The 16,320-nt window shown below is 69.3% G+C and carries 14 protein-coding genes; 4 read left to right on the forward strand and 10 right to left on the reverse strand.

The annotated features are described in order from the left end of the window. Positions 1-31: 31 nt before the first annotated feature. A complete protein-coding gene (locus tag IWX89_RS09905; protein ID WP_196903403.1) occupies positions 32-1,345 on the reverse strand; it encodes a class I SAM-dependent RNA methyltransferase in 1,314 nt (437 codons plus the stop codon). A gap of 44 nt (positions 1,346-1,389) precedes the next feature. On the opposite strand from IWX89_RS09905, the gene IWX89_RS09910 reads away from it, so the two are divergent. Both IWX89_RS09910 and IWX89_RS09915 read left to right on the forward strand, forming a co-directional pair. Further along, positions 1,390-2,043, forward strand: coding sequence for a nucleoside triphosphate pyrophosphatase (locus IWX89_RS09910; RefSeq protein WP_196903404.1), 654 nt, complete (start codon positions 1,390-1,392; stop codon positions 2,041-2,043). 110 nt (positions 2,044-2,153) lie between these two features. After that, a complete protein-coding gene (locus tag IWX89_RS09915; RefSeq protein WP_196903405.1) occupies positions 2,154-3,926 on the forward strand; it encodes a biotin carboxylase N-terminal domain-containing protein in 1,773 nt (590 codons plus the stop codon). Between the two features lie 198 nt (positions 3,927-4,124). On the opposite strand, the gene IWX89_RS09920 is transcribed toward IWX89_RS09915, so the two are convergent. Continuing rightward, the gene (locus IWX89_RS09920; RefSeq protein WP_196903406.1) at positions 4,125-5,561 is read right to left on the reverse strand and encodes an NAD(P)H-quinone dehydrogenase; all 1,437 of its coding nucleotides are present in this window, start codon (positions 5,559-5,561) and stop codon (positions 4,125-4,127) included. A gap of 204 nt (positions 5,562-5,765) precedes the next feature. Between IWX89_RS09920 and IWX89_RS09925 the strand changes: the two genes are divergently transcribed. Together IWX89_RS09925 and IWX89_RS09930 are read left to right on the forward strand one after the other, a co-directional pair. After that, positions 5,766-6,599 (forward strand): purine-nucleoside phosphorylase, encoded by an 834-nt coding sequence (locus tag IWX89_RS09925; RefSeq protein ID WP_196903407.1) that lies wholly within the window; start codon positions 5,766-5,768, stop codon positions 6,597-6,599. An 86-nt stretch (positions 6,600-6,685) separates the two neighbouring features. Then, positions 6,686-8,416, forward strand: coding sequence for a phospho-sugar mutase (locus IWX89_RS09930; RefSeq protein ID WP_196903501.1), 1,731 nt, complete (start codon positions 6,686-6,688; stop codon positions 8,414-8,416). A gap of 16 nt (positions 8,417-8,432) precedes the next feature. Here the strand turns inward: IWX89_RS09930 and IWX89_RS09935 are convergent, their stop codons facing one another. The 8 genes from IWX89_RS09935 to IWX89_RS09970 all read right to left on the reverse strand — a co-directional run bounded on the left by IWX89_RS09935 (position 8,433) and on the right by IWX89_RS09970 (position 16,286). Further along, a complete protein-coding gene (locus IWX89_RS09935) occupies positions 8,433-8,705 on the reverse strand; it encodes a PTS sugar transporter subunit IIB (RefSeq protein ID WP_196903408.1) in 273 nt (90 codons plus the stop codon). Then, the gene (locus IWX89_RS09940) at positions 8,705-9,166 is read right to left on the reverse strand and encodes a PTS sugar transporter subunit IIA (protein WP_196903409.1); all 462 of its coding nucleotides are present in this window, start codon (positions 9,164-9,166) and stop codon (positions 8,705-8,707) included. Before IWX89_RS09940 ends, IWX89_RS09935 begins: the two co-directional genes overlap by 1 nt. 39 nt (positions 9,167-9,205) lie before the next feature. Then, positions 9,206-10,327: an adenosine deaminase gene (locus IWX89_RS09945; protein ID WP_196903410.1), complete on the reverse strand. Its 1,122-nt coding sequence runs from the start codon at positions 10,325-10,327 to the stop codon at positions 9,206-9,208. Between the two features lie 134 nt (positions 10,328-10,461). Further along, the gene (locus tag IWX89_RS09950) at positions 10,462-11,775 is read right to left on the reverse strand and encodes a thymidine phosphorylase (protein ID WP_307836493.1); all 1,314 of its coding nucleotides are present in this window, start codon (positions 11,773-11,775) and stop codon (positions 10,462-10,464) included. 2 nt (positions 11,776-11,777) lie between these two features. Continuing rightward, positions 11,778-12,215, reverse strand: coding sequence for a cytidine deaminase (locus IWX89_RS09955; RefSeq protein ID WP_196903411.1), 438 nt, complete (start codon positions 12,213-12,215; stop codon positions 11,778-11,780). Then, a complete protein-coding gene (locus IWX89_RS09960; RefSeq protein WP_196903412.1) occupies positions 12,212-13,507 on the reverse strand; it encodes an ABC transporter permease in 1,296 nt (431 codons plus the stop codon). Before IWX89_RS09960 ends, IWX89_RS09955 begins: the two co-directional genes overlap by 4 nt. After that, positions 13,504-14,769, reverse strand: coding sequence for an ABC transporter permease (locus tag IWX89_RS09965; protein ID WP_307836494.1), 1,266 nt, complete (start codon positions 14,767-14,769; stop codon positions 13,504-13,506). The genes IWX89_RS09960 and IWX89_RS09965 overlap by 4 nt, the downstream gene beginning before the upstream one ends. Continuing rightward, a complete protein-coding gene (locus tag IWX89_RS09970; protein WP_196903413.1) occupies positions 14,766-16,286 on the reverse strand; it encodes an ABC transporter ATP-binding protein in 1,521 nt (506 codons plus the stop codon). The genes IWX89_RS09965 and IWX89_RS09970 overlap by 4 nt, the downstream gene beginning before the upstream one ends. Positions 16,287-16,320 lie beyond the last annotated feature (34 nt).

A 16,320-nucleotide genomic window follows, 5' to 3' on the forward strand; every position in this document is an offset into this window, starting at 1 on the left:
GTCCTCACTTTGTCGTACAGGTCAACGATAGCTATTTGGTGAGCAGGGCGACGGCTTCGACATGGTGGGTATTCGGGAACAAGTCGAACGCCCGCAGCCCGCGGAGTTCGTAGCCGTGCCCGGCGAGCAGGGCGATGTCCCGCGCGAGCGCCACGGGGTCGCACGCCACGTAGACAATCTGGCGTGGTGCGAGGGCGCCGAGCTGGTCGATGACCTCCTTGCCCGCACCGGCACGCGGCGGGTCGAGGACGACCGTGGCCGCCTGCTGCCGCACTCGGTCGGCGGCGCTGGAGTCCCGGACGAGTCCGGCCAGGAACCGGTCCACCCGGGCGGTCTGCACGCTCGCGCCGACCCAGTCCGCCAGGTTCTCCGCGGCGAAATCGGTGGCCTGGGCATCGCTCTCCACCGAGGTGATCCGGACCGAGCTGCCGAATCGGTCGCCGACGGCCGCGGCGAGCAGTCCGACGCCGCCGTAGAGGTCGAGGTTCGCCGCCTTCGGGTCGAACGACTCAGCGTCGATGGTGTCCTGGACCGTGCGATAGAGGGTCTCGGCGGCGCGTGCGTGCACCTGCCAGAAGCCGGCGGCATCCAGCCTGAATTCGCGGTCGCCGACGACCTCGCGGATCAGGTCGCGCGGCGTCGGCCGCCGGCGTCCCTGCGCGTCCTGCTCGGCGACGAGCACCTGCACGGTGCCGAGGCTCGGCGCCACGACGTCGACGGATGCGGCCCTCCGGAACAGCTGGTCGAGCGGCGCGGCCGCCTCCAGCAACCGGTCGGCGAGAGGCAGGTCCCCGACCGGGATCACCCGGTGGCTCCTGGCCGCGTAGGGTCCGACCGAACCGTCCTCCGCGACGTGCAACCGCACCCGGGTTCGCCAGCCCGTGCCGTCGGCGGCGTCGCCGGGCGATGCGTTGGGGCCGACCGGGACCGGCTCGACCGTGACATCGGTCTCGATTCCCGCCATCCGCTTGAGGGCGTCGGCGAGGACCTGGCGCTTCAACTCGCGCTGGTGGCCCAGTTCGATGTGACCGAATTCGGCGCCGCCGGCGCGGTCGTCGGGGTCGCGCTCGAGGGCGGCGGACGCCCAGATGTGCGGCTGGCGCTCCGGGGCGGCGTCCAGGACTTCCACGGTCTCGGCACGCCAGAAACTCTTGTGGCTGGCAGAGGTCAGCCGGGCGCGCACCCTCTCACCCGGGAGGGTGTCGCTGACGAACACCACGCGGCCCTCGTGCCGGGCGACGAAGATGCCGCCGTGGGCTACGTTGGTGACGTCGAGTTCGAGTTCGCTGCCGACTTCGACGGACTGATCGCCCGGAATCGACTGGTTTTCATTGCTGGTGCCCATTGAACGAGCATCCCACATCGCTTCTACCGTCGCACGAAGGAACCATGCGCCTCTACCTGGCCTCGACCTCCCCCGCCCGCCTGGCGCTGCTTCGCTCCTCCGGGATCGAACCGGTCACGATGGCCCCCGACGTCGACGAGGATGCCGTCGCCGCTGAGGCTGCCCGGCAGTCCGGTGCGCCGCTCACCCCGCACCGGGTGGTCGAGTTGCTGGCCCGCGCCAAGGCGGAGGCGGTCTCGGTGGCGCTGAGCGAGGCCGGCCACGGCGACGGGCTCGTGCTCGGCGGCGATTCCGTGTTCGTGATCGACGAGGTCATCTACGGCAAGCCGCACACCGCGGAGAAGGCCCGGCAGCGCTGGCAGTTGCAGCGCGGACGCACCGGGCAGCTCTTCTCGGGCCACTGGCTGATCGAGCACTCGAACGGACAGCCCGGCCGGGCGGTCGGCGCCGTCGCCGTCGCGGACGTCACCTTCGCCGACGACATCGACGACGACGAGCTCGACGCCTACATCGCCACCGGCGAACCGCTGTTCGTTGCCGGTGCTTTCACCATCGACAGCCTCGGCGCGCCCTTCATCACGCACATCGACGGTGACCCGTCCACGGTGGTCGGGCTCTCCCTGCCCACCCTGCGCCGACTGGTCACCCGGCTGGGCCATTCCTGGCCGAGTCTGTGGAATCGTGGCCCGGCGAACTGACCCGGAGACCTCATTCCTGGCCCGATTGTAGGCATCCGCACCTTTCTCGCTGTTCTTTTTGTGGAACAGAACCAAAAGACCGCGGCGCAGGCACCATAAGCTAGGGCACTGTGTCGCGAATAACGAAGGTCCTCATCGCCAACCGGGGCGAGATCGCCGTCCGGGTTATCCGAGCCGCGAAAGACAGCGGCATTCTCTCGGTTGCCGTCTACGCCGATCAGGATCGTGATTCGGTGCACGCGCACCTTGCCGACGAGGCCTACGGCCTCGACGGCACGACCAGCGCCGACACGTATCTCGTGATCGAGAAGATCCTCTCCGTCGCCAGGCGGTCCGGCGCCGACGCCGTGCACCCCGGCTACGGTTTCCTCGCGGAGAATGCCGACTTCGCCCGGGCGGTGATCAACGCTGGGCTGATCTGGATCGGCCCGTCGCCCGAGGCGATCGAAAAGCTCGGCGACAAGGTCTCCGCCCGCCACGTGGCGGAGAAGGTCAGCGCCCCGATGGCGCCCGGCACCCTGAACCCGGTGGTCGACGCCGCCGAGGTACTCGATTTCGTCGACCTGCACGGGCTGCCCGTCGCGATCAAGGCCGCCTTCGGCGGCGGCGGACGCGGCCTCAAAGTCGCCCGCACCCGCGAAGAGGTGCCCGAGCTCTTCGAGTCGGCCACCCGCGAGGCGGTCGCGGCGTTCGGCCGCGGCGAGTGCTTCGTCGAGAAGTACCTGGACAAGCCGCGTCACGTGGAGACCCAGTGCCTCGCCGATGCCCACGGCACCGTCGTCGTCATCTCCACCCGCGACTGCTCGCTCCAGCGCCGGCACCAGAAACTCGTCGAAGAAGCACCGGCCCCGTTCCTGACCGACGCCCAGCAGGCCGAGATGTACCGCGCGTCCAAGGCCATCCTGGCCGAGGTCGGCTATGTCGGCGCCGGCACCTGCGAGTTCCTGATCGGCCAGGATGGCACCGTCTCCTTCCTCGAGGTGAACACCCGGTTGCAGGTCGAGCACCCCGTGTCGGAGGAAGTGACCGGGATCGACCTCGTCCGCGAACAGTTCCGCCTCGCCGAGGGCGGCACGCTGGACTATCCTGACCCTGCTCCCACCGGCCACTCCTTCGAATTCCGGATCAACGGCGAGGATGCCGGCCGCGGCTTCATGCCCGCGCCCGGCCCCGTGCACGTGTTCAGGCCCGCCGGCGGCCCCGGTGTGCGCGTCGACAGCGGCGTGCAGGCCGGCGACGTGATCTCCGGCTCGTTCGACTCCCTCCTCGCCAAGCTCATCGTCACCGGCGCCACCCGCGAGGAGGCCCTCGAGCGCTCCCGACGCGCCCTCGACGAGTTCGAGGTTGCCGGGCTTCCCACCGTGCTCCCCTTCCACCGCCGGATCGTGCGCGACCCCGCGTTCGCCCCGGCGGACGGCCAGCCCTTCTCCATCTACACCCGCTGGATCGAGACCGAGTTCGACAACGACATCGACCCGTGGAACGGTTCGCTCGAGGAACCCACCGGCCCCGCGAAGCGGCACAACGTCGTGGTCGAGGTCGAGGGCCGCCGGATCGAGGTCAGCCTGCCGGTGCGCCTGCTCCCCGGGTCGGCGTCCGAGAGCACGGCGGGGCCTGCCCCGCGCCGCCGCAGCGGAGGCCACGCGGTCAGCACCGCGACCGGTGACGCCGTGCACGCGCCGATGCAGGCGACCGTCGTCAAGCTGGCCGTCGCCGAAGGCGACGTCGTCGTCAAGGGTGACCTGCTGCTCGTGCTCGAGGCCATGAAGATGGAGCAACCGCTCACCGCCCACAAGGACGGCGTGATCGGCAGCATCGAGGCGCTCGTCGGCACCACCGTCGCCTCCGGCTCCCTGCTGATGGCCGTCACCGACCACCCCTGACCCGACCTGCCCTGCCCTGTTCCGGGGCGTTCCGACCCCGTCCCGGGTTCAGTTGTGTTCCGAATTCAGGTGTAAAGCCCGAATTCGGGGCCGGGCGGGGCATCCGTCGCACTGGTCCGGGCTCTGCACCTGAATTCGGAACAGGGAATTCGGGACTGAGGTGAACTCGGGTGGGGGCTGGGGCTGGGCAGCGGCGGGCTACTGGACGATGTGCATGGCGCGCGCGGCATCCGTGATCGAACCCGTCAGCGACGGGTAGACCGGGAACGCCCGGGCCACCTCGTCGACCGTGAGCCGGTGCTCGACGGCCAGGGCGAGGGGGAAGATGAGCTCGCTGGCCTTGGGCGCGACGATCACCCCGCCGATGACGGTGCCGGTGGTGGTGGTCGCGAACAGCTTCACGAAACCGTCCTTGATGCCCATCATCTTCGCGCGCGGGTTCGACGAGAGCGGCAGCTTGTAGATGCTGCCGCGGGTGAGGCCGTCCTCGATCTGCTTCTGGGTCCAGCCGACCGTGGCGATCTCCGGCTGGGTGAAGATGTTTGCCGCGACGTTGCGGATCTCGATCGGGTTGACCGCGTCGCCCATCGCGTGGAAGACCGCGGTGCGGCCCATCATCGAGGCGACGGATGCCAGCGGCAGCTCGGTCGTGCAGTCCCCGGCCGCGTAGATGTTCGGGATGGACGTGCGCGCCACCCGGTTCACCCGGATGTGGCCGGATTCGGAGAGCTGCACGCCGGCCTCCTCGAGGCCGATCCCTGAGGTGTTCGGGACCGAGCCGACCGCGATCAGGCAGTGGCTGCCCTCGACCGTGCGGCCGTCGGCCAGGGTCGCCAGCACGCCGGTGTCGGTGCGCACGACGGAGGACGCGCGTGACTTGCTCAGCACGACCATTCCGTTGCGCTTGAACACGTTCTCGATCACGGCCGCCGCGTCGGCGTCCTCGCCGGGGAGCACCTGGTCGCGACTGGAGATCAGGGTGACCTTCGCACCGAGGGCACGGTAGGCGGAGGCGAACTCCGCGCCGGTCACGCCGGAGCCGACCACGATGAGGTGCTCCGGCACGGCTTTCAGGTTGTAGAGCTCGGTCCAGCTGAGGATGCGTTCGCCGTCGGGGACTGCGGTGGGCAGGATGCGCGGCGTCGCGCCGACCGAGACGACGATCGTGTCGGCGTCGATACGGTCGAAGTCGGTGCCCGAGCCGTCTTCGGCGGTGGAGACGATGACCCCGCTGGTGCCGTCGAGGCGGCCGTGGCCGCTGACGAGGTGCACGCCGGCGCGCATCAGGGTGGCCTTCATGTCCTCGGACTGCTGCCGGGCGAGGGCGAGGAGCCGCTTGTTGACGGCGGCCAGGTTGATGGCGACCTCGGGCCGGGCGGGCCTGCCCGTGTCACCGCGCACGAACAGTTGCACGCCCAGGTCGGTGGCCTCCCCGATCGAGTTGGTGGCCTCGGCCGTGGCGATGAGCGACTTGGAGGGGACGACGTCCGTGATCACGGCGGAACCGCCGACCCCGACACGCTCGACGAGGGTGACCTCGGCACCCTGCTGGGCGCCGGCCAGCGCCGCTTCATAACCGCCGGGCCCTCCGCCGAGGATAGCGATGCGCTGCTTGCGTTCGAACTCGTAGGCCATTGTCATATTCTCCCGCTCTGGGGGCCCCCTGCCAAACCACATCGGCACCGTCCGCATCCATCGCCCGGCCCCGTGCCCTGCCGGATCCGACGGTGATCGTGCCGCAGGCCGGCTGCCGGACCGCCGCGTGCGCGAATGAGCGAAATCTCCGCCGATTCTGACGGGTGAGCTTCGGTGAAATGGCCGGGCAATTAGAGTGGGGGCATGCTGAAGATGGATAACAACCCGCTCGACGCGGCAGAAACCGATCCGTTCGACGTCGCGCGCATCGCGGCCGGCGAGATCGCCGCCCGCACCGGTGTCGCCCGTCACGACATCGCACTGACCCTGGGCAGCGGCTGGGGCAAGGCCGCCGACCTGATCGGCGAGACCACCCACACGATCCCCGCGCAGGAGATCGCGGGCTTCAGCGCCCCCGCCCTGGCCGGCCACGCCGGCATGCTCCGCTCGGTGCTGCTGCCCAGCGGCAAGCGCGCCCTCATCATCGGCGCCCGCACCCACTACTACGAGGGCCACGGCGTGCGCCGGGTCGTGCACAGCGTGCGCACCGCGGCCGCCACGGGCGTGTCGACGATGATCCTCACCAACGGGGCCGGCGGCATCCGCGAGACCTGGACGCCGGGCAGCCCGGTGCTGATCAGCGACCACATCAACCTCACCGCCGATTCGCCGCTGGAGGGCGCGACCTTCGTCGACCTCACCGACCTGTATTCCGCCCGACTGCGCGCCCTGGCCCGCACCATCGACCCCACCCTCGACGAGGGCGTCTACTGCCAGTTCCGCGGCCCGCACTACGAGACCCCTGCGGAGGTGCAGATGGCCAAGGCGATCGGCGGCCACATCGTCGGGATGTCCACGGCGCTCGAGGCGATCGCCGCCCGCCAGGCCGGAATGGAGATCCTCGGCCTGTCCCTGATCACGAACCTCGCCGCGGGCATCCAGAAGGAGCCGCTCAGCCACGAAGAGGTGCTCGAGGCCGGCAAGCTGGCCGAGCCCGTGATCGGCGCGCTGCTCGCCCGGATCGTGGCCGCACTGTGAGCCTCGACGGCACGGCAGTGCCCCCCGAATCCCGCGGCAGGCACTCCAGCGACGGGGAGGCCCCGGACACGGTGCTCCCCGACACCATGGTGCTCGACACCATCGACACGGACGCTCCCGCCACGGATGCTGCCACCGCCCTGCTGAACACGGCGAACGACTGGCTCAGCCAGGACCCCGATCCCGAAACCCAGGCCGAGTTGCGCCTGCTGGTGCGCGCCGCCGGCGACGGGGACGGGGCGGCGATCGCGGAGCTGCACTCCCGTTTCGACGAGAGACTCGCCTTCGGCACGGCCGGCCTTCGCGGAGCGATCGCGGCCGGCTCGAACCGGATGAACCGTGTGCTCGTCTCCCAGGCCGCCGCCGGCCTCGCCGCCTACCTGAGGGGCGCCGCGTCACCCGGTGAAACCCCGTCCGTCGTCATCGGCTACGACGGGCGCAAGAACTCCCACGTCTTCGCCACCGACACGGCTGCGATCATGGCCGGTGCCGGGGTGCGCGCCATCCTCCTCCCCCGACTGCTGCCCACCCCCGTGCTCGCCTTCGCGGTGCGGCACCTCGACGTAGGTGCCGGCGTGATGGTCACCGCCTCGCACAACCCGCCGAACGACAACGGCTACAAGGTCTACCTCGGCGGCGCGAACAACGGTTCGCAGATCGTCTCCCCCGACGACGCGCGGATCGCGGCGGAGATCCTGCGGGTGGCGACCGACCAGCGGGTGCCTGACCTTCCCCGGGCCGCCTACGAGACGGCACCCGAATCCGTCGTGCAGGCGTACATCGACGCCACCGCCGGTCTCGCCCACCCGCCGCGCGCCCAGGTGAACACGGTGTACACCGCCCTGCACGGCGTCGGTTGGGACACGACCCGGCGCGTGCTCGAGGCCGCCGGTTTCGACCTGCCCACCCTCGTCGATGCCCAGATCGCCCCTGACGGCCACTTCCCCACCGTCACGTTCCCCAACCCGGAGGAGCCCGGCGCCCTCGATCTGTCCTATGAGACAGCCAGGGAGGCCGGCGCCGAGCTGATCATCGCGAACGACCCCGACGCGGACCGGCTCGCGATCGCGATCCCCGACCCGTCGTCCGGCACCGGCTACCGCCGGCTCAGCGGCAACGAGGTCGGCGCCGTCCTCGGCTGGCGGGCCGCCGAGCTCGCCGCGAACGCGGCAGGCGCCGAAGTGGCTGACGGCACACTGGCCTGCTCGATCGTGTCGTCGCCGGCCCTGCAGGCGGTCGCCGCCGCCTATGGGCTGCGGTTCGCCGACACCCTCACCGGCTTCAAGTGGGTGTCCCGGGCGCCGAACCTGATCTTCGGCTACGAGGAAGCCCTCGGCTACCTCGTCAACCCCGGAACCGTGCGCGACAAGGACGGTATCTCCGCCGCCGTGGCCATTCTCTCGCTGGTCAGCGACCTCAAGGCCGAGGGGCTCACCCTCGCCGATCACCTCGACCGGTTCAGCGCCCGGTTCGGCCACTTCGCGTCCGGTCAGATCTCGGTGCGGGTGACCGACCTCACCGAGATCGAACGGATGATGGCCCGCCTGCGCCAGAATCCGCCGTCGATGGTCGGCAGCATCCGGGTCGACCATGTCGACGACCTGTCGGCCGGCTTCAACGGACTGCCGCCGAGCGATGTGCTGCGGATCAGGCTCGTCGACGGCTCCCGCGTCATGGTGCGGCCGAGCGGCACCGAGCCCAAACTGAAGGTGTACCTGGACACGAGCAGCACCGCCGGCACTGTCACCGAGCGGAAGGCCGCCGCCGAGGTGACCCTGGCCGAACTCGACCGGGGCATGCGCGAACTGATCAAGTAGCGCGGTCGGCCGGCATTCAGCCCAGCGCGGTCTCCAGCTTCGCGGTGAGTTCGTCGACGTCGAAGTAGTTGTCGATCACGACGATGTCGGCGTTGGTCTTTCCGATGGCCTCGACCAGCTCCGACGACGTGAGGATCACCTGGGCGTCGAAGCCCATGCTCGCCACTCCGGCGACGTCCGTCGCGGTGACGTCCGCCTCGATGTCCAGCCGGGCGAGGGCGCGCTCGGCGTTGACCTTGAGAATCGCGGAGGTGCCGATTCCGACTCCGCACAGGGCGATGATCTTCATTACTGCTCCTCGGGTGGTGCGGTGACGCCGAGCAGCGAACGGATGCTGTCGACGTCCGTCGCGGCCGCCAGCGCCGGAATGACGTGGGGGTCGTTGAACACGTTGGCCAGCTCGGCCACGAGGAGCACGTGCTCGTCACCGCTGGTGACGGCCAGGCCCAGCACGACGCTGACCGGGTCGTTGTGCGGGTGGCCGAACGCGACCGGCTCGGCCAGGGTGACGACGCTCAGGCCCTCGGCGTGGACGTCGGGTCCGGGTCGGGCGTGCGCCAGCGCGAGGCCCGGTGCGATCACGACGTAGGCGCCGAACTCGTCGATCACGCCGATCATGCGCTTCGTGTACTCGGGCGAGGTCGACCCTGACCGTTCGAGGGCGTCACCGGCCGCGGCCACCGCACCTCGCCAGTCCTCGACGTGGACGCCGATCGCGATTGCGGCAGTGGGAAGGGGCGGCAGTGGCATGGGGGCTTTCACGGTGTCGATCGGACGGGCATTGGTTCTTCAGGCGCCTTCGAAGCCGGCGACGATGGCATCGGCCAGCTCCTCGCGCTCCTCGAGCGGGAGGAACGTGGCCTGCGCGGCGTTGAGCTGGAAGACCTCGAGGTCGTCGATGTCGTAGCCGAACGCGTCGCTGAGCAGGGCCAGCTCTTTGCTCAGGCTGGTGTCGCTCATCAGGCGGTTATCGGTGTTGACGGTTACCCGGAAGCCCAGCTGGTAGAGCAGGTCGAAGGGGTGGTCGAGCAGGTCGTCGCCCCAGGCCGCGATCGCGCCAGTCTGCAGGTTCGACGACGGGCTGAGTTCGAGGGCGATCTCGCGGTCGCGCACCCACTGCGCCACCGGGCCGAGGGTCACGTAGGTGTTGTCGTCGGCGTCCTGGCGGCCGACGACGATGTCCTCGGCGATGCGCACTCCGTGGCCGAGCCGCAGCGCACGTCCGTCGAACAGTGCCCCGCGGATGCTCTCCAGGCCGTCGGCCTCGCCTGCGTGCACGGTGACCGGGAGGAATGCCTTGGCCAGGAAGTCGAATGCGTCACGGTGGTTGTGGGCCGGGAAACCGAGTTCGGCGCCGGCGATGTCGAACCCGACGACGCCGGTGGTGCGGTGGCGCACGGCCAGCTCGGCGATTTCGAGGCTGCGGTCGGCGTGTCGCATGGCGGTGACCAGCTGGCCGATCTTGATGCTGTGGCCTGCCTCGGCGGCCGCGGCGATGCCGGCCTCGATGCCGGCCTGCACGGCCTCCACCGTCTGGTCGAGGGTGAGGCCCCGGGTCAGGTGCTGCTCGGGGGCCCAGCGCACCTCACCGTAGATGACGCCGTCGGCGACGAGGTCCTCGACGAATTCCCGGGCGACCCGGGTCAGGCCCTCCTCGGTCTGCATGACGGCACAGGTGATGTCGAAGGTCTTGAGGTATTCGACCAGCGAGCCGGAGTTGGCCTGGTCGGCGAACCAGGCGCCGAGGTCGGACTCATCCGTTGTCGGGAGGGCGAATCCGATACTCGCGGCCAGCTCGATGATGGTGCCGGGGCGCAGCCCGCCGTCAAGGTGGTCATGCAGGGAGATCTTCGGCAGCGCGTTGATGCTGATGCCGCCGGGCAGCAGGTATTCCTCAGGGCTCGTGTTCACGTTCCCAATCTACCGGCCATGACGCTGGGAGTCTCCCTGTTTCCTGAACCCGACGCGACGCCGAGCCGGCCACGCGGTGACGGCACGGTGGCGAACCGGTGACGGACCGCTGACGGACCGGTGGCGGACCGGGATCAGCGGCCGATTCGCTCGGCGATCAGGGGTCCGCCGTCCTGGATGGGCTCGCCGGGGTCGCCGATCCGGTAGGCGCCTTCCACGGCCTCGAGCGCGCGGGCGAAACGCTCGGGCTCGTCCGCGCTGAGCGTGAACAGGGGCTGCCCGGCCCGCACGGTGTCTCCCGGCTTGGCGTGCAGGTCGATCCCGGCGGCGTGCTGCACCGGGTCCTGTTTGCGGGCGCGGCCGGCACCGAGACGCCAGGCGCCGATTCCGAACGGCAGGGCCTGCTGCTCCACGAGCACACCGTCGCGCAGGGCGGTGACGACGTGGGTTTCCTTCGCGACCGGCAGGGCCGCATCCGGGTCGCCGCCCTGGGCACGGATGACCTCGCGCCACTTGTCCATCGCGCGGCCGTCCTTCAGCGCGGCGGCGACGTCGACCCCGGTGATGCCGACCAGGTCGAGCATCTCCGTGGCGAGGGCGACGGTGAGTTCGACGACATCCGCCGGACCGCCGCCGGCGAGCACCTCCACCGATTCACGGACCTCGTTGGCGTTGCCGATGGCGTGACCGAGCGGAACGTTCATGTTGGTGAGCAGCGCGGACATCGCCACGCCGGCGTCCTCGCCGAGCGCGACCATCGTGCGGGCGAGTTCGCGGGACCGGTCGATGTCTTTGAGGAAGGCGCCGGAGCCGAACTTCACGTCGAGGACCAGAGCACTCGTGCCCTCGGCGATCTTCTTCGACATGATCGAGGATGCGATCAGGGGGATCGCCTCGACGGTTCCGGTGATGTCGCGCAGCGCGTAGAGCTTGCCGTCGGCCGGGGCCAGGCCTCGTCCGGCGGCGCAGATCACGCCACCGTGGTCGCGCAGTTGCGCGAACATCTCCTCGTTGGTGAGGCTGGCGCGCCAGCCCGGGATCGACTCGAGCTTGTCCAGGGTGCCGCCGGTGTGGCCGAGGCCGCGGCCGGACAGCTGGGGGACGGCTGCGCCGAACACGGCGACGAGCGGCATCAGCGGCAGGGTGATCTTGTCACCGACACCGCCGGTGGAATGCTTGTCGGTGGTCGGCTTGCCCAGGCCGGTGAAACTCATCCGCTCACCGCTGTTGATCATCGCCATCGTGAGGTCCTTGATCTCCCGGCGGTTCATCCCGTTGAGGAAGATCGCCATGGTCATCGCGGCCATCTGTTCGTCGCCGACGTATCCACGGGTGTACGCGTCGACCAGCCAGTCGATCTGGGCGGTGCTGAGCTCGCCCAGGTCACGCTTGGTGTGGATCAGGTCCACGGCGTCGAAGGCCTCGATGCTGTTCTGGATGTTGCTCACGGTCACTCTTCCCGGTAGTCGGCGAGCTGCCTGGGCCCGAAGGCGTCGGGCAGCACTTCATCAATGGTTCGCACACCCGACACCGTTTCCAGCAGCATGCCGGGGGCCGAGTGTTCGTACAGAAGCTGGCGGCAGCGTCCGCAGGGCATCAGGGTGCCGCCGGCGCCGTCGACGCAGGTGAACGCCACGAGCTGCCCGCCGCCGGTGAGGTGCAGCATGGAGACGAGGGCGCACTCCGCGCAGAGCGTGAGGCCGTACGACGCGTTCTCGACGTTGCAGCCGGTGATCACCCGCCCGTCGCTGACGAGCGCCGCGGCACCGACCGGGAAGCGCGAGTACGGCGCGTAGGCGCTGCCCATCGCCTGCACGGCGGCCTCTCGGAGGACACCCCAGTCGACGTCGCCGGAGAAGGGTGCGTCTGACTGCCGGGACCCGGTCACGATTTGATGTAGGGCTTGCCGCTGGCGGCAGGACCCCTGGACTGGCCGACCAGGCCGGCGACGGCGAAGATCGTGACCAGGTAGGGCAGCATGAGCATGAACTCGCTCGGCACCGGGGAACCGATGATGCTGAGCACGTTCTGCAGGTTGCTGGCGAAACCGAACAGCAGGGCGGCGAGGGTGGCCCGGATCGGGTCCCACCGGCCGAAGATCACGGCGGCCAGCGCGATGAACCCGGCCCCGGCCGTCATCTCCTTGCCGAACGCGCCGACCGAGCCGAGGGTGAAGTACGCTCCGCCGAGGCCGACGATCGCGCCGGCGATGGACACGTTCCAGAACCTCGTCGATGCGACGTTGATGCCGACCGTGTCGGCAGCCTGGGGATGCTCGCCCACGCTGCGGAGGCGCAGTCCCCACTTCGTGTGGAAGATCCCGTAGAAGACCACGGCGACGGCCACGTACATGATGTAGACGATCAGCGTCTGCCGGAAGAAGACCGGCCCGATGATCGGGATCTCGCTCAGCAGCGGGATGTTGATGCGTTCGAACCGGGGCGGCTGGTTCAGGAGCGCCGCGTTCGGCGCCATCACCTGCGAGTAGAGGAAGCCGGTCAGGCCGATCACGAGCACGTTGAGCACGACGCCGACGATGACCTGGTCGACGAAGTACTTGATCGCGAAGGCGGCGAGCACCATGGAGACGAGCACCCCGGCCAGCATCGCGGCCAGCAGGCCGAGGAGCGGCTGGTGGGTGAGCGATGCCACCATGGCGGAGGTGAACGCGCCGGCGAGCAGCTGGCCCTCGATGGCGATATTGACCACGCCGACCCGCTCGGAGATGACGCCGCCGAGGGCGCCGAAGATGAGCGGCACGGCCAGGCTGAGCGACCCGAACAGCAGCCCGGGAACCGGGATGGACTTGTCGGCGGCGGCCCAGGCCAGGAAGCCGATCAGGACCAGCACGGCGTACACGGCGATCAGCCAGATCGGCGCCTTGGCCTTGGCCCGCACCAGCCAGACACTCACCCCGGTGATAAGAAGCAGCAGGACGGTGATCACGATGCCGGTGACCCGGGTGGGCAGTTCGACGTCGGGCAGCTGGATCAGGTCGCTCGAGGTGGACAACCGCATGGTGCTGGTGCCATCCCGGCCGAAGACCACCAGGAGCAGGAAGCCGAGGACGGTGAAGATCGACAGGGCGATCGTCACCTTCCAGCTCTTCACGAACTCGAAATCGGGGCCTTCCGGCGTGGTGGGTTGTGCGGGCTGGACGACCGGAGCGACGGTGCTCATTTCGCTGCCACCTCCTGGGGAACGTTGACCTGGGTCTTGCGACGGGTGGCGCCCGGCACGGGCAGGCGGAAGATGGCCCGCACGAGCGGCGGGGCGGCGATGAAGAGCACGATGAGCGACTGCACGACCAGCACGATGTCGATCGGCACGCCCTCGGCGGCCTGCATCGAGAAACCGCCGGCTTTGAAGGCGCCGAACAGGATTCCGGCCCAGAAGACTCCCCAGGGCTTGGACCGGCCGAGGAGCGCCACGGTGATGGCGTCGAAGCCGATGCCGGAGTCGAGCCCCGCGCCGAAGCCGCTGGTGGTCGTGCCCAGCACCTGGTTGATGCCGGCGAGGCCGACCAGCCCGCCCGAGAGCATCATCGCGTAGACGTACATGCGCTTGACGCTGATGCCGGCCACCCTGGCCGCGTGCGGGTTGAGCCCCACGGCCCGGAACTGGAAGCCGAGGTTGGAGCGCGAGAGCAGCCACCAGGTGAAGATCGTGGCGAGGATGGCCAGGATGAAGCCGAAGTGGAGGATGTAGTTCGGGCCGAGCAGGTCGGGGAAGACCGCCGTCACCTTGGTGGCCGGGCTCTTCGGGTTGTTCGACCCGGGGGTCTTCAGGAAGCCGTCCCGGAGCAGGTAGCTGACGAGGTAGAACGCCACATAGTTGAGCATGATGGTCGTGATCACCTCGTGGGCGCCGGTGCGGGCCTTGAGCAGGCCGACGATTCCGCCCCAGAGGGCACCGCCGAGGATGCCGACGACGAGGGCGACGATCATGTGCAGCCCGTAGGGCAGGTCGACCGCGAAGCCGACCCAGCCGCCGAGGGCGGCCGCGATCAGCATCTGGCCGCGCCCGCCGATGTTGAACATACCCACCCGGAAACCGAGGGCCACGCCGAGGCCGGCCATGATCAGCGGGGTCGCGAAGGTGAGGGTTTCGGTGAGGGGCTTGATCCCGGCGGCGAAGCTCGGCCGGCGGAAGTTGTAGACCGAGCCCTGGAAGAGCGCCGAGTATGCCCCGGACACCGCGTTCCAGATCGCGGCCAGCGTGTCGCCGGGCCTGGAGAAGAAGTACCCGGCGCTCGCCTGCACGTTCTCGTTGGTGAACGCGATCATGACCGCGCCGACGACGAGAGCGAGCACGACGGCCAGCACGGAGATGATGGCGCTGCCGGTCGTGATCTCACGGAACATCCGGTCCCAGCGGGAGGGCTCTCCGGCCGGAGAGGTCGCCGTGCCGGTCCCGGTCCCCGGACCCTGTGTGGTGCTCACGCTGCGGCTCCTTCTCCGGCGGGTGCTTCGCCCGCCATCATCAATCCGAGGACTGCGCGGGGGGTGTCGCCCGGCACGATGCCGACGATGCGCCCGCGGTACATGACCATGATCCGGTCGGCCAGGGCCGCGACCTCGTCGAGTTCGGTCGAGATCACGACCACCGGCGTGCCGGCATCGCGGGTGGCCACGATCCGTTCATGCACGAATTCGATCGACCCGACGTCGAGGCCGCGGGTGGGCTGCGCCGCGACGAAGAGACGCAGGTCGCGGCTGAGCTCGCGGGCGAGGACGACCTTTTGCTGGTTGCCTCCGGAGAGGCGACCGACAGGTGTCTCGATCCCCTGGGAGCGCACGTCGAATTCCTTGACCTTCTCCACGGCGAACTTCGCCAGGAGCGCCCGCTGCACGTTCCACCGTTTGACGAACGGTTCGTCGTTCGACCGGTCGAGCATGAGGTTCTCGGCGATGGTGAACTCGCCGACCAGCCCGTCCTCGGTGCGGTCCTCCGGCACGAAGCCGACTCCGGCCTCGAGGACCTGGCGCACGGAGTGACCGCGCAGCGACTTGCCGTCGAGGGTGATCTCGCCGGAGACCCGCGGCTGCAGGCCCATCAGCGCCTCGGTGAGCTCGGTCTGGCCATTGCCCTGCACCCCCGCGATCGCGAGGATCTCGCCCTTGTGCACCTCGAAGCTGACGTTGTTGACCAGGACCTGGCCATGCGCGTCGAGCACGCTCAGGTTCTTCACGACGAGGGCGGCGTCACCGGGGACGGCGGGCGCCTTGTCCACGGTGAGATCGACCGCGCGGCCCACCATCATGGTGGCCAGTTCCACGTTCGTCGCCGTCGGGGACGCTTCGCCGACGACGGCGCCGAGGCGGATGACGGTGATCCGGTCGGCGACGGCCCGCACTTCCCGCAGCTTGTGGGTGATGAAGACGATGGAGGTGCCGGCCTCCTTGAGCTGGCGCATGATGGCCATGAGCTCGTCGGTCTCCTGGGGGGTGAGCACGGCGGTCGGCTCGTCGAAGACGAGCACCTTCGCGTCGCGGGAGACGGCCTTGATGATCTCGACCCGCTGCTGCACCCCGACGGGGAGGTCTTCGACGAGGGCGTCGGGGTCGACATCGAAGCCGAATCGGTCGGAGATCTCCCGCACGTGCGTGCGCGCCGCCGCCAGGTCGAGTCGACCGCCGGTCTTGGTGTCTTCGTGACCGAGCATGACGTTCTCGGCGACGGTGAACACCGGGATGAGCATGAAGTGCTGGTGCACCATGCCGATCCCCGCGGCCATCGCGTCGCCCGGCCCAGCAAAGTGCTGAACGACGTCGTCAAGCAGGATCTCGCCCTCTTCGGCCCGGTACAGGCCGTAGAGCACGTTCATGAGGGTTGACTTTCCAGCGCCGTTCTCGCCCAACAGCGCATGGATTTCGCCAGCCTCGACGGTGAGGTTGATGTGGTCGTTCGCGACCAGGGCACCGAATTTCTTCGTAATGCCGCGAAGTTCGAGCTTCATAGTCCCGATTCTATTGAGTGGGCGAACAGATGAG

Source organism: Cryobacterium sp. MP_M3, assembly GCF_015752155.1.
In the GTDB taxonomy this organism is placed as follows: Bacteria; Actinomycetota; Actinomycetes; order Actinomycetales; family Microbacteriaceae; genus Cryobacterium.

Coding starts and splice junctions, on each gene's coding strand:
- IWX89_RS09960 (WP_196903412.1), bottom strand. CDS start 13,507: ATGAGCACCGTCGCTCCGGTCGTCCAGCCCGCACAACCCACCACGCCG.
- IWX89_RS09940 (WP_196903409.1), bottom strand. CDS start 9,166: ATGCCACTGCCGCCCCTTCCCACTGCCGCAATCGCGATCGGCGTCCAC.
- IWX89_RS09935 (WP_196903408.1), bottom strand. CDS start 8,705: ATGAAGATCATCGCCCTGTGCGGAGTCGGAATCGGCACCTCCGCGATT.
- IWX89_RS09970 (WP_196903413.1), bottom strand. CDS start 16,286: ATGAAGCTCGAACTTCGCGGCATTACGAAGAAATTCGGTGCCCTGGTC.
- IWX89_RS09925 (WP_196903407.1), top strand. CDS start 5,766: ATGCTGAAGATGGATAACAACCCGCTCGACGCGGCAGAAACCGATCCG.
- IWX89_RS09905 (WP_196903403.1), bottom strand. CDS start 1,345: ATGGGCACCAGCAATGAAAACCAGTCGATTCCGGGCGATCAGTCCGTC.
- IWX89_RS09920 (WP_196903406.1), bottom strand. CDS start 5,561: ATGGCCTACGAGTTCGAACGCAAGCAGCGCATCGCTATCCTCGGCGGA.
- IWX89_RS09910 (WP_196903404.1), top strand. CDS start 1,390: ATGCGCCTCTACCTGGCCTCGACCTCCCCCGCCCGCCTGGCGCTGCTT.
- IWX89_RS09930 (WP_196903501.1), top strand. CDS start 6,686: ATGGTGCTCGACACCATCGACACGGACGCTCCCGCCACGGATGCTGCC.